Source organism: Streptomyces sp. NPDC002138 (assembly GCF_040296485.1).
Lineage (GTDB): Bacteria > Actinomycetota > Actinomycetes > Streptomycetales > Streptomycetaceae > Streptomyces.
In genome coordinates, this window is record NZ_JBEOXE010000009.1 from 131,449 (window position 1) to 143,342 (window position 11,894).

9 protein-coding genes and 2 pseudogenes are annotated in these 11,894 nt (G+C 69.1%); 4 read left to right on the forward strand and 7 right to left on the reverse strand.

The features are described from left to right. Positions 1–54: 54 nt before the first annotated feature. Positions 55–696: a hemerythrin domain-containing protein gene (locus ABT084_RS08590; protein WP_351039618.1), complete on the reverse strand. Its 642-nt coding sequence runs from the start codon at positions 694–696 to the stop codon at positions 55–57. Positions 697–841: 145 nt separating this feature from the next. Between ABT084_RS08590 and ABT084_RS08595 the strand changes: the two genes are divergently transcribed. Beyond that, on the forward strand, positions 842–1,735 hold the full coding sequence (locus ABT084_RS08595) for a LysR family transcriptional regulator (RefSeq protein ID WP_351039620.1): 894 nt from the start codon (positions 842–844) through the stop codon (positions 1,733–1,735). A 1,048-nt stretch (positions 1,736–2,783) separates the two neighbouring features. Here the strand turns inward: ABT084_RS08595 and ABT084_RS08605 are convergent. The 6 genes and pseudogenes from ABT084_RS08605 to ABT084_RS37985 form a co-directional block, all read right to left on the reverse strand. Continuing rightward, positions 2,784–3,792, reverse strand: a pseudogene (locus tag ABT084_RS08605) (transposase); the annotation flags it as partial. Between the two features lie 136 nt (positions 3,793–3,928). Beyond that, positions 3,929–5,143 carry a 1-acyl-sn-glycerol-3-phosphate acyltransferase gene (locus ABT084_RS08610; RefSeq protein ID WP_351039623.1) on the reverse strand — a complete coding sequence of 405 codons (1,215 nt, stop codon included), beginning with the start codon at positions 5,141–5,143 and terminating at the stop codon, positions 3,929–3,931. Continuing rightward, positions 5,140–5,886 (reverse strand): 3,4-dihydroxy-2-butanone-4-phosphate synthase, encoded by a 747-nt coding sequence (ribB, locus tag ABT084_RS08615; protein ID WP_502968867.1) that lies wholly within the window; start codon positions 5,884–5,886, stop codon positions 5,140–5,142. Before ribB ends, ABT084_RS08610 begins: the two co-directional genes overlap by 4 nt. Positions 5,887–6,072: 186 nt before the next feature. Then, positions 6,073–6,636 carry an EF-hand domain-containing protein gene (locus tag ABT084_RS08620; protein WP_351039626.1) on the reverse strand — a complete coding sequence of 188 codons (564 nt, stop codon included), beginning with the start codon at positions 6,634–6,636 and terminating at the stop codon, positions 6,073–6,075. Between the two features lie 270 nt (positions 6,637–6,906). Beyond that, positions 6,907–8,034, reverse strand: coding sequence for a hypothetical protein (locus ABT084_RS37980; protein ID WP_502968868.1), 1,128 nt, complete (start codon positions 8,032–8,034; stop codon positions 6,907–6,909). A 378-nt stretch (positions 8,035–8,412) separates the two neighbouring features. Then, positions 8,413–8,850, reverse strand: a complete 438-nt coding sequence (locus ABT084_RS37985) for a DEAD/DEAH box helicase family protein (RefSeq protein ID WP_502968869.1) — start codon at positions 8,848–8,850, stop codon at positions 8,413–8,415. 770 nt (positions 8,851–9,620) lie between these two features. Between ABT084_RS37985 and ABT084_RS08630 the strand changes: the two genes are divergently transcribed. The 3 genes and pseudogenes from ABT084_RS08630 (at position 9,621) to ABT084_RS08640 (ending at position 11,436) form a co-directional block, all read left to right on the forward strand. After that, positions 9,621–10,052: a hypothetical protein gene (locus ABT084_RS08630; protein WP_351039628.1), complete on the forward strand. Its 432-nt coding sequence runs from the start codon at positions 9,621–9,623 to the stop codon at positions 10,050–10,052. A gap of 588 nt (positions 10,053–10,640) precedes the next feature. Then, a pseudogene (locus ABT084_RS08635) lies at positions 10,641–10,928 on the forward strand (response regulator transcription factor); the annotation flags it as partial. Between the two features lie 127 nt (positions 10,929–11,055). Then, a complete protein-coding gene (locus ABT084_RS08640) occupies positions 11,056–11,436 on the forward strand; it encodes a nuclear transport factor 2 family protein (protein WP_351039630.1) in 381 nt (126 codons plus the stop codon). The last annotated feature ends 458 nt before the right edge of the window (positions 11,437–11,894 follow it).

The window sequence follows — 11,894 nt, forward strand, 5'->3', positions numbered from 1 at the left end:
TGCGCAGCTTCGGCCGGGCGATGGACCGAGAGGGCGGGGGGTGCTGAAGACGTGTCAGGCGTTGGTGCCTGGACTCCAGCGGTCGAGAGCGGTGTAGGCCGGGATCCATCGGGCGGTGCAGGCGGCGTACGCGTGCGCGGGCAGCTGGGCGAGAAGCATCGTCATGGTCGGCTTGTCGGCGCCGTCCAGGAGCCACGGCAACAGAAGTGGTGCGTCCTTGCCGATGTGCTGGGCGTGGACCTGGCTGAAATGGGCCCACTGCTCGGCGGTCAGCGTCCGCCGGATCAGCGGGAAGGCCGTGTCCTCCTCGTGTTTGAGGTGTCCGGCCAGGCCGCGGGTCAGCGCGTCGGTGAGCTGGCCCAGCCGCAGCGGGTCGGCTCCGGGCTCGGTCAGCAGCTCGTCGATGGCCTGGATCACCGGAGCGATGGCGGCGTGCTCGGCCTCTATCACCTCCAGCAGCGCCAGGTCCTTCGGGCTGCCGGCCAGATTCTGACGCAGTGGCGGCCACAACGCGCCGTCCTCGGCAGCGTGGTGCGCGCGGAGGGCCTGCTTGAACAGTGTCCATCCGGCAGCGGTGGCCAGTACGCGCACGGGGTCACGGTCCGCGGCGGTGGTGACCCGGTCGAGCTGGGCCAGTTCCCGGCGCAGGGCGCCATGCACCGCGTACAGCAGGGTCAGGTCGATGGCGTCGCTCATCGGGCCGGACGAACGCGGCGTTCTTCACGGTTCTTCATGCGTGTGTGCATGCCTTAAACGATCTTGCGATCCGCGCATATGATCAAGCCATACTTCTACGCGGTTCCATAACCGCTGGGTTATCGACACGTGGGGGCGGGGGCCGGTGGAGCTGCGGGACATCGAGATCTTTCTCGTACTGGCGGAGGAGCTGCATTTCGGCCGAGCCGCACAGCGCCTGCACGTCTCTCAGGCCCGCGTCAGCCAGGCCATCAAGAAGCAGGAGCGGCGCATCGGGGCCGAGTTGTTCGCCCGCACCAGCCGCACGGTTCGCCTGACGGAGGTCGGGCGGCAGTTCCGCGACGACCTGCAACCGGTCTACGCGGGCCTGCACGAATCCCTGGAACGAGCCCAGCTGGCGGCGCGCGGCATCACCGCACAGCTCCGCGTCAGCCTGATGCCCTTCAACGTCGCCGATCTGCACCCCTACTGGAAGGCGTTCCGCGCGCGCCACCCGCAATGGGGACTCCAGATCCGCCAGGCAACCTTCACCGATCCGTTCGGCCAGCTCCGCAGCGGCGCCATGGACGTCTTGATCGTCTGGCTGCCGGTGGAGGAGCCTGACTTCACCGTCGGGCCGACCTTGTGCACCGACCCGCGAGTCCTTGCCGTGGCCGCCGACCACCAGCTCGCGGCACGGGACTCCATACCGGTGGAGCTGCTCGCCGAGTTCCAACACGCCACCGCCCTCGGCCTGCCGGACTACTGGGAGGACAGCTACCTGCCCTTCTCCACCCCACGCGGCCGTTCGATCGAGCGCATCACGGCCGCGGCCTCGGACAACGGCGATCAGCTGATCAGCCACGTCGGCATGGGCGACATCATCCACACCTTCCCCAGTCATGTCACCGGATACTGGGGCATGTCGAACATCCGATTCCTCCCCGTCCCCGAGATGGCCACCCTGACCTTCGCTCTGGTCTGGCGGACCGAAGCCGAGAACGACCTCATCCGCGCCCTGGCCGACACCGTGCGAGACCTGGGTGTATTCCGCTTCTGACGCAGCCTGCCGACTCCGTCAGGTCGTAGGCGCCACAGCCTCGCGGCTCGTTCACCAGGCTCGCGATCCCCTTACCGAGGGCGAGCGGGGGAATCAGCGCCAGTGGGGCGAACGCGCGCTCGACAACACAGCGTTGAGTGCCGAGTCCGGAGCCGTGCTCGGTGCCGCCGGGCGACCAGCGGCCTCATCCCGAGCTTCCGCAGCGGGCGGCGGTACTTGTCGTGGTCATACCTGCGGTCGGCAAGAACGACACCCGGTCGGAGTCGATGGCCCGCGACCGCGTCGATTTGCTCGTGCAGGTCAGGTCAGACGCCTTATCGGATCGCAAGCGGAACCCAGGCAGTAGGCGAGCGACTCGTTCGCCCGCTGAGTCGACTACCGCCGAGCACGCCAGGCTCGGCCTGGGACCGGGGCTGGAAGACCGGGTCCGGACCTCCGAGCATCGGCATCGCGCGCGGGCCCTGTGGGTCGAGCGTCGCGGCCTACCGTAGCTGGTCAGCCAGGGGCATTCGGGCGGATGGTGTGGTTCCTGCGGCCCGGTGTCGTTGTTTGGGCCCGACTCGCGGCTTCCCCACGACGCGGGAGTACGAGAATGATGTCTACGTGATTCGAGACCTGCCGCCGTTGCAGTCTCCTCAGTACTCCGTGGTCCCTATCGGCTGCTCGCCGCGGGTGCCCGCGGAGATCGCCGCCGATCTGCTGCGGACAGGCGTGCCGACGGGACTGATCGGCTACGAGTACCGACCGCTGGCCGAGGCAGCATTTCTGGACGGGATCGGTGAGTGCGGGGTGGTCGTCTTCGGGTCCTGCAGTCTGTTCGGGCTGATCGGCATCGATGTTGCTTCGCGCCTCATCGTGCACATCCCAACCCCCAAGGCTTCGGTCGTCGACCACGTGAACCGGGACCTCGGAGCCTTCCACCGGTGCGTGGCAGCCACTATCGCCCGCTTTCCGTTCTACGAAGAAGGCGAGGAGGAGAGATTCGACGAGGCGGCGGACGACCTTCGCGAGCTCCTCGATCAGGTGGCCGGTGATGGGTATGTGCAGGTGTGGCGGAGGACCACAGCCAGAGCGGTAGCGGGTCTCCGCCGTCGGGCAGGCGATCGACCTCCAGCCGGATCAACGTCCCACGATAATGGGGAGTTCACTGTCGTGGTCGGTCCAGGCCGAGCGGGTGGTGAGCCTGGGGTGGAGTCGGTCCCAGGCCATCGCCCGCGCGGCGTCGTAGCGGTCTGTCACCTGGACGGTCGCCACGTTCGGCTCGCCCCACGTCTCGGGCTTGGCGAAGCGGAACTCCTTGCCGTGCTTCGGGAACCGCCCACCCAGGGGATACGCCTGGGCGTACTCCCGAAGCGAGGGCGCCGGCCGCCGCATGACACGGTCCGAGCGCATCCGCCCCAGCACCTCCACCGGCAGGTCCCTCAACAAGTAGGCCAGGCGTGGGGCGTCGTAACCGGCGTCGAAGACCACCAGGACATCCGAATCGCCCGCGCACCAGCGACCACCGACGACCAAGTCCTCGACCACCCGGCGGACCTGACCCGCGGTGACCTCCGCGACATCGTCCTCGGGACCGAGGCGGACAGCGTCGAGCAGCTGACACCAGGACGTGCGACCCGCCGCCAGCGCGGCGACAAACGAGTACGGCCAGCCCGGGATCATCAGGTGCTGGTCCCGGCCGCGGCCGAAGGTGTGGCAGAACAGTCTGTCCGGGCTGCACTCGGCGTCCGGCCGCAGCCAGTTGCCGACGTCCACGGCCAGGACGAGCCGGTCGTCGGTGGCCTTGGGCTGCGGCAAGGCGGCCAGCGTCCGCCGCAGTCGGACCACGTCGAGACCGCCGCGATTGAGCGCGTCGTACAGCGCGCGTGCCCACGTCGGTGCCCGGCTTCCAGCGTCAGCTCTACCGGCGATGTCACTGGCCCGTCCGCACACAGCAACGCGTCCGTGAGCTCGAACAGCGCATCACGCCGGGCACTCGGACATCCGTAGAATGCCTCCCGGAATCGTGACGAATCCGCGAACGCGTCCTCGCGGACAGTGTCTGGCAGCAGATTCATCCCCACGGCCTTCGTCGTGATCACGTGCACCTTTGGTCGGAACACAGGATCAGACGAAGGCCGCCCTCACGTCCGGCAAATACTCCTCCGAGTGATCTCGTTCGAGCGGCCGTTCGGGCCTAGCGAATGCACAAGCTCAGACAGTGCTGAGAGTGCTGTCGCGCTCGCGCAGGGCCATCGCGCGCTCGCGCCGTAGCCGGGTGCGCTGGTCCGGGACGGGCGCGGCGATCACCCGGTCCAGGGCGGCCGCCGCCTGCTCGGGCCGGCTCGCGGCCAGCAGCGCCTCGGCGTGGGCCATGGCGAAGCGGGAGTCGGCTCCTCCCAGCCGTTCCGCGCGGGCCAGGTGCTCCACCGCCTGCTCCGGCCGGCCCCCCGTGATCCTCGGCATCATCATGTGCCACCGGCCCAAGACGTAATGGGCCATCAGATTCTCGGCGTCCTCCCGCAGCAACCTCTCCGCTCCCGCGCGCACCCGGAGGAGGCCGAACACCTTGAGCGGCTGTGGGGCGTTCATCGCGCGCAGCCCGCGCAGGCGGACCGTGCCGGTCCGGACCGCGACGTTGTCCGGGTCGAAGTGGCGTGCGATGCGCAGCAGTGTGGCCGCCTGCTGGCGACGGACCCCGGGATCGGTGGTGTCGGCGCCACTGAGCCCGCGCTCCACAATGGCTTCGGCCAGCATGCTGATCCGATCCGCCATGTCCGCCGCGAGCGGTGGCTGGTCGCTGGTGGCGCGCTCCAGGAGGGTGCTGACCGCCGCACGGCCGCGTTCGGTGAAGTCCCGGATCCGGTCGGCGCGCGGCAGTTCGGGATCGGGCAGGAGCGGCGGGCCGAACACGACGCGGACCTGGCCGGAGCGGGGCACCCTGCTGCCGATGGGCAGGACGTCCTGTGCGCCCCACAGCGCTGCGGGGATCACGGGCACGCCGGCGCGTTCGGCGAAGCGGAAGCCGCCGTCTTTGAAGTCCAGCATCGTCGGCCGGGGGTTGCGGGTGCCCTCGGGGTAGACGACGAGGACGCGGCCCGCGTCGAAGACCCGGTCGGCGATGGCGAGGACTTCCCGTGCCGGGCGGCTGCGGTCCACAGGCACGGCACCGACGCTGTCGAACCAGATGCTCCGCCAACCGGTGAAGCTTTCCGCCTTGGTCAGGAACGCCGCCTGTTCGCCGCGGACCGCGAACACCAGGGCCTCGTAGACGAAGTGGTCAGCGAAGCTGAGGTGGTTGGAGACGAGTACACAGGGTCCGTCGAGGGGTAGGTGCTCCAGCCCCTCGACCCCGACCAGGCGCCGACGCACCATCGGCCGGGATACCGCCATCGTCAGATCGTGGCTCGCGCGCAGCAGCAGTGTCATGACCGGGTCTCCACGTAGTCGACGAGCTTCTCGATGCTGGTCAGGAGCAGACCGTGCTTGCGGCTGAACTCCACGAGCTGCGGTAGCCGGGCCATGGTGCCGTCGGGGTTGATGATCTCGACGATCACCGCCGCGGGTGCCAGGCCGGCGAGCCTGGCCAGTTCCACGGATGCCTCGGTGTGGCCGCGGCGCTCGAGGACGCCTCCCTCCACCGCGACCAGGGGGAACATATGTCCCGGGCGGCGGAGGTCGTCGGCGCGCCCGTTGACGATGAGGTCGATGGTCCGCGCCCGTTCGTGAGCGGAGATGCCGGTGGTGATGCCGTGCGCGGCAGCGCCGTCGACGCTGACCGTGAAGGCCGTCCCCTTCTGGTCCTCATTGACCGTCACCATGGGTGGCAGGCGCAGCTCCTCGGCCCGTGCGGCGGGGATGGCCACGCAGACCAGACCCCGCCCATGGGTGATCATGAAGTTGACCGCGGCGGCGTCGGCGAACTCGGCCGCGACGACCAGGTCACCCTCGTTCTCCCGGTCTTCGTCGTCCACAATGACGACCATCTCCCCGCGGCGGAGGGCGTCAACCGCGTCCCGCACATCGTGTAAGACGCCGGAACCGATCGCCCCGGAAATCTGCTCCAGGCCCTCATTGGCTGCAGAAAACTGAATGGTCATAGCGCTTTCCTTGACTGATCCGATGGCGATGGCTGCAGCCACCTCGACGACGCGGCTGGTTCCCCTGTTCATCGGATTTTCGACGCACGCAAGGCCGTCATCCGGATAATTAGCCGCCCCGTGCGACCTGATATTTCTTACAGTCTTCAGAGGATGCGGATCAGGCCCGGATGGCACCCCATTGCACAACAGCCGCGAAGCCCCCGGGGTGATAGTTCCAGAGATGATCCCGGGGGCTGTTCGGCAGGGAAGTATCGTTTAGAGCGGCCCGAAGAGCCAGTTGCCGTTGGCCTCCGGGTCTTCGCTGATGAAGTAGTCGGCGAAAGCCGACTCGAATTCCTGCGGCTCGATGGTGCCGTCGCCGTTGAGGTCCAGGCGGGCGAACGCGGCGTCGCTGGCGTCGGTCGGCAGGCCGAAGACGACGTCGAGGATCTTCCGGTACTCGCCCCGGTCGACTACTCCGTTGTCGTCGGTGTCGCACAGGCTGAGCAGGGCCGCCGCAACCTCGATGGAGTCGGCGAGGATCCTCTGGCGGTCCGTGGCGATGGACTGCCGGATGCCGCTCTCGTACTCCTTCAGGTCGATCTCACCGTTGCCGTTCTTGTCCATCTTGGCCAGATGGCGAGTCCAGATCACAGTCAGGGCCTTGCGCAGCCTCTCGGCCTTCGGCCCGTCGGCGGGCTGCCCGAAAGTCGCAGCCAGGTGATTCGGGATAATGGTGAGATCGGCCTCGCTGATCTCACCGTTTCCATCAGCGTCGAGCAGCTTGTGCATCCGGGCCAGCTTGGTCGAGAGCACGGATTCCTGAATCTCGGTCGCCATGTCTATCCCTTTTCTTTGCGACGGAAAAATCACATATGGAGACATGGCCCGCAGTGGCCGCCTCCTTGATCTTTCCACAGGCTACCGGATGGCGGCACCGGCCGAGTCGAGCAGCTTCTGCAAAGCTACAAAACACAAAGTGGAAATATTCTTATGCACTCTCGGATTGCTCTGTATCGGCGAGCCGTGGATGCCTGATGCCACAAGCGCATAAGCCTTTTCGGGAGCAGGGTGACAACGGTTGCGGCTGCCGACGCCCAGCCCCGACCGTCAAACGAGCGATCTCGGCATCACCTGATCAATTCGGATGCGGCGCGTTAAAGCACAAGATGAGTACCTGTTCCCGAACCGGATCGGTATGCCAGGCGCTGGTGGGGGTCGGGTGACCGTGCGGTTAGGTCGTCTCCTTCGGACCTTGCCAGGCTGGCCCATCTGGCGTTGTCTCAGGCATTCGACCTGCGTACGCGCCGCCCGATGCCGTCGATGGGCAGACCCGCACAGAGCGCCGTTCGGAGTGCCGGGTTGGACCAGGTCGAGCGGAAGTTCGCCAGCGAGGCCGACCACCGGGCCTTCTCCGCCTCCTCGGCTGCCGGGACGCGGAACGTGAACGGGGCCTTGAGGGTCGCCGTGCTCGCGGGCGTAGATGACGGCGGCTTCCACTCCGCGGCGCCAGTGCTCGTGTTCAGGGTTGAGGACGCGCAGGTTGATGAACGCGGCGAGCGCGGCCGGGTCGCGGGGCACGCTGAACTTCAACAGGGCCTTGGCGGGGGCGCTGACGCCTCCGGAGCCGCTGCCGATCCCGTTGCCGCTCTTACCGCTGCCGTCCTTGCTGACGGGCTTGTAGCGGCTCGGGACCTGCTGTTCAGCGAGCGTCTCCCCGACGCGCGCATCGTGCGCCCGGAGTGCTTCGAGGAGCTTGGCCAGGCCGCCATACGCCCGGTTGGTGAGCATGTTGTCCGCCGTCTCGCCAGGGCCGAGCAGGATCGGCACCACGGGCGAGGCCACCTTCCCCTCGCCCGGCTGCCTGCGCAGGGCCCGCCCCACGGCCTGGACGCGGTCGGGCATGGAGCCGCGCGCGTCGGCCCAGTACACGGAGTCGCAGTTCTTGGTGTCGACGCCCTCACCCAGCACCTGCACCGAGCCGAGGTAGCCCTTCTCCACGACGGTGCCGTCGGTGGCGATCCCTTCGGCGAACTCGGCGAGGACCCGGCGCCGGTGGAGCAGCTTGTGCTCGCCGCACAGGCAGTCCGCCCAGATCGTGCCCGGGTGCAGCTCGGGGTCGCTGGCGTGCAGCTGCACGGTGACGTCCGGGAGGCCGGCGGCGAAGGCTTCGGCCTCCTTCACCACGTGGTGGAAGACCAGGGTCCTGCGGAATCCCTCCTCCGAGGACGCCTTCACCAGCGCGGTCTGCAGGGCGGCGAGGCGGCGCCGCGCATCTCGTCGGAGCGGGCCTCGGCGCCCAGGAGCTGCGCGGCCTGGAGCTGGGTGTCGGTGACGTCCGCGCATACGACCTGGTGGGGGGCGCAGATTTCCCGGTCGGTGGCATCGAGAGCGACAGGGTGAAGCAGCGGCTGCCGAACGGGCCGCCCGGGTCGTCGTCCATGCTCGCTACGAGCTCGCCCGACGAGCCGGCCTCGTCCTCGTCTCCGAGCTGCCACATCCGGGGCGTGGGCGTCATGTACAACCGGCGCAGCGAGGGGATGTGGGTGTTGTCGTGGATGACCGCCCGCGGCTTCCCGATCCGGCCCGGCGTCCGGTGCGCCTCGTCCGCGACGATCAGGCCCAGGCCGGAAGGCCGGCGTTGTGGGCCTTCTCGAGCGTGCCCAGCCCGAGGGAGGCGTACGTGGCGTACACGGTGACCCTCTCCAGACCCCGAGTCCACTCCACCAGCTCAACCGGGTCCGTGGTATTGGGGAAGGAGACCTCCTCGCCCCGGAGCGGGGACACCCCGATCATCGGACCCCGGCGGCCGCCCTCACGCCACGCGACCTCGGTCGGGGCGAGCAGGTCAAGGGAAGGTACGAGGACCAGCACGCGGTCCGCGTGGAGCTCCTCCGCGCTGCGGACCGCCACCCGGGTCTTCCCCGACCCTGTCGCCATGACCACCTGCGTCCGCAGACCCCGCTCCGAGACGATGCGCTGTTGGGGGAGGGCGAGGGGCCGCAGTACCGCATCGACAGCTTCTCGCTGGTGTGGGCGGTGCTCTGTCGTCATGCCTGTAATTTCTCCCGGACGCTCCATCGCAAGTTCACCATCGTCGTCATGTGCCGCTCGGCAAGAGGCTGGTCAAGACGGTTGAAGTCGATGGGGGCCTCCTCGAGAGGCGGCCGTGCACCTCGGACTTGAGCCATCGGCGTAGGAGCCGGCCGGTTACCTCGCCGTCAGGCAGGAGGACACGGGCGGGCGGGAGTCGGGCAGGCGGCTGGGGTCGTGGGCCCGGTCATGGCCGGGTGTGGACGATCCGGCGGAGCTCGGCGGCGCCGGACCGCGAGTGCACGGGGGAGGCCAGTAGGGGTGGGTGGCCCAGACGCAGGTCCACAATGGGTTCTGGCCCAGGTTGCGCGGTCCGTGCAGTGTGGGTGACAGCTGAACTTCCTTTGACGCCTCCGGAAGTTGCCTCGAAATGAGCAGTGACAGGAGCGACTGCCCCGACAGTTCGGTTTGTGAAAGAGGTCTTGCTCCTGCTGGAGGAACTGCTGTTCCCGTCGGTCGACGACGTCGCGGTGCTGTCGGTGGACGTGAACATCGCGATAGTGCGTGTTGAAGTGCGGTGCACCGCCGCGGGCGCCTGGTGCCCGGGTTGCGGAACGTGGTCCCGCCGGGTTCACGGCTCCTACCTGCGGTTCCCCGCTGATTGCGGCCGTGACGCACGGCGGGCTCTGCCGTTGGTTGGGCATGGATGATCTCTCCAGCCGACCGGCAGGAAAATATGCGGCTGGCGCTGCTCATCGGTCCACTCCACGTCGATCTGAGGAGAGCGAATCATGAAGAGGGCCCGAACCGTGTTGGCAGCGATGACTGCCATGCTGGCATTTGCCGCCACGCAGCAGGCGTCGGCGGCGCCTGATGTCTCCGTGGCCACCCCTGCCCATGCCGTGCGCACCATGCAGCTCACCAATGCCGACAACGGGAGGACGGTCACCGGAAGGCTCGGGGACAGCGTCAGGGTGCGTCTCACTCCAGTGGTCGAAGACGGCCTGAAGTGGGTGTTTGTCAAACCGGCCAGCTCCGACTCCAGTCTCGCTGCGCAGACGGGTGGGACTGAAACGCCTGACGGCGGGGCCTCTGGCTCATTCGACCTTGTCGCGGCCGGGAAGGTCGTGGTGCAGGCCGGGCGCCGCTGTGTGGCCACCACCCCCGGCCGCGTCTGCCCCGAGGTAGTCCTTCCGTGGAAGGTCACCCTGAACGTGGCTTAGTCCCTCGGCCGCCCCCGGGCCTGGGCAACTGCCGTCCTGCGGGCCGCCCGAGCGGCCGCCTCCGGCGGACCCCAGCGCGGGCCGCCACCACCTGGTGGCGGCCCGCGCTGTCGGGTGTCCGGGACCGGCACCGGATGCCCCGGACACCGGCCTCGCGTTCGTCCGCGACGTCGACGTGAGCGCGATGCCGAGCCGGGAGCGCATCACCCACTACCGGATCGATGAAGCGCGCGCGATGCACCGGATGAGCCGCTCGGGCGAGGCCGTGGTGATCCTGCGGGCGTCGGCGCAACGGGCCCCGCCTGTGGGTCGCCCTCGGTGCTGGGCGGGACGCTCGTGTCGTGACCCCTACCTACGGTGCCCCTGCGGGCGCGGGGGGCGACGGCGGCGATATGGGCGAAGTCTTGGTCGGTCTGCATGGTCGCGACACCATCGCGTGCGTGAGCACGTACCAGCGGCTCGGCCGGCCCGTCGCAATCGGGCACCGCCAACGCCCCGGGTCGGGCTGCACCTGCCAGGACACCGCCTTGGTGCCGCCCTGCGCGACCCCGGGTGCCCACCCCACCGGCGACGCGCCCCCGTTGGAACCTGGCCGAACGCAAAGGCGGCCTGCGGCTGCTGGCGCTGGCCGAACAAGCCCTGCGCGAGGGCGGCGCCCGCGTCCCGCCCGCGGCGCGAACCGGCTCGGCGGCCCTGACCGGCAGCGAGCGCCGCATCGCGGAACTGGCCGCGGCGGGCCGTACGAACACCGAGATCGCCGACCTCCTCCACCTGGGCCGGCGCACCGTGGAGACCCACCTGACGAGCACCTACCGCAAACTGGGCATACGCCGCAGGTCGGAACTCCCCGCCACCCTCGCCCGCACCGGTGGCTGAGGCTGCCGCTCCGGGACAGCCAGGCTGGTCATACGCTGCGGTGGGGCGGCGGGGCGCGCTGTGGATCACGCGACGCGCTGGTCCACGAAGCGGGACGCCGCCCGGTCGGCGGCCCTACGGTGGTCCCATGAGCGACCCGGAGAAGAACAAGGCCACGGCCAAAGCGTTCTACGACCTGATGTTCAACCAGTGCCGCCCCGCCGAAGCGATCGACCGGTACGCCGGCGACACCTACATCCAGCACAACCCGCACGTCGGAGACGGCAAGCAGGCGTTCATCGACTACTTCGAGCGGATGGCCGCCGAGTACCCGGGCAAGCGCGTCGAGTACAAGCGCGCCCTCGCCGAGGGCGACCACGTCGTACTGCACTGCCTCCAGGTCTGGCCCGACGAGGAGTACGCGGGCATCGACATCTTCCGCTTCGACGCGAACGGCAGGATCGTCGAGCACTGGGACGTCCTCCAGGTCATCCCGCCCACCTCCAAGAACGACAACACCATGTTCTGAGAGGGCGTCGTGCCGGGTGTCCTCGGCAGCGCGGCGGCGGACCTCGGCTTCCGGGTCGCGGGCGAGACGTGCGACGTCGGCGGGCGTGGACCGCGGATCGTACAGGTCCGCGGGGAGTACGACGCCCCAGGCGCAGGCACGCTCGGCGTGGAACACGCGCCGGCTCGGTGACGGTTCGGCGCGCGGCCGGGTTGGACCCGGTCCACTCCGCCCAGCGCAAGGGCCAGACCTGTCGGCCGGGCACCGCCGCCTACACCTCGGCGCGCCCGGCCTCCGTCCCGCCCCGCGGCCGCGGCGGCCTCCTCCAGCCGCTCCGGCAGCCGGTCGAGGGCCGTCACCCGAGCCCGCCCGTACCGGACTCGCCCGTACCGGACTCGCCCGTACCGGACTCGCCCGTACCGGACTCGCCCGTACCGGACTCGCCCGTACCGGACTCGCCCGTACCGGACTCGCCCGAC

What these genes read in the sequence shown, in the direction of transcription:
- ABT084_RS08590 (WP_351039618.1), bottom strand. Translation starts at nt 696, where the DNA reads ATGAGCGACGCCATCGACCTGACCCTGCTGTACGCGGTGCATGGCGCC.
- ABT084_RS08610 (WP_351039623.1), bottom strand. Translation starts at nt 5,143, where the DNA reads ATGACACTGCTGCTGCGCGCGAGCCACGATCTGACGATGGCGGTATCC.
- ribB (WP_502968867.1), bottom strand. Translation starts at nt 5,886, where the DNA reads ATGAACAGGGGAACCAGCCGCGTCGTCGAGGTGGCTGCAGCCATCGCC.
- ABT084_RS08620 (WP_351039626.1), bottom strand. Translation starts at nt 6,636, where the DNA reads ATGGCGACCGAGATTCAGGAATCCGTGCTCTCGACCAAGCTGGCCCGG.
- ABT084_RS37985 (WP_502968869.1), bottom strand. Translation starts at nt 8,850, where the DNA reads ATGACGACAGAGCACCGCCCACACCAGCGAGAAGCTGTCGATGCGGTA.
- ABT084_RS08630 (WP_351039628.1), top strand. Translation starts at nt 9,621, where the DNA reads ATGAAGAGGGCCCGAACCGTGTTGGCAGCGATGACTGCCATGCTGGCA.
- ABT084_RS08640 (WP_351039630.1), top strand. Translation starts at nt 11,056, where the DNA reads ATGAGCGACCCGGAGAAGAACAAGGCCACGGCCAAAGCGTTCTACGAC.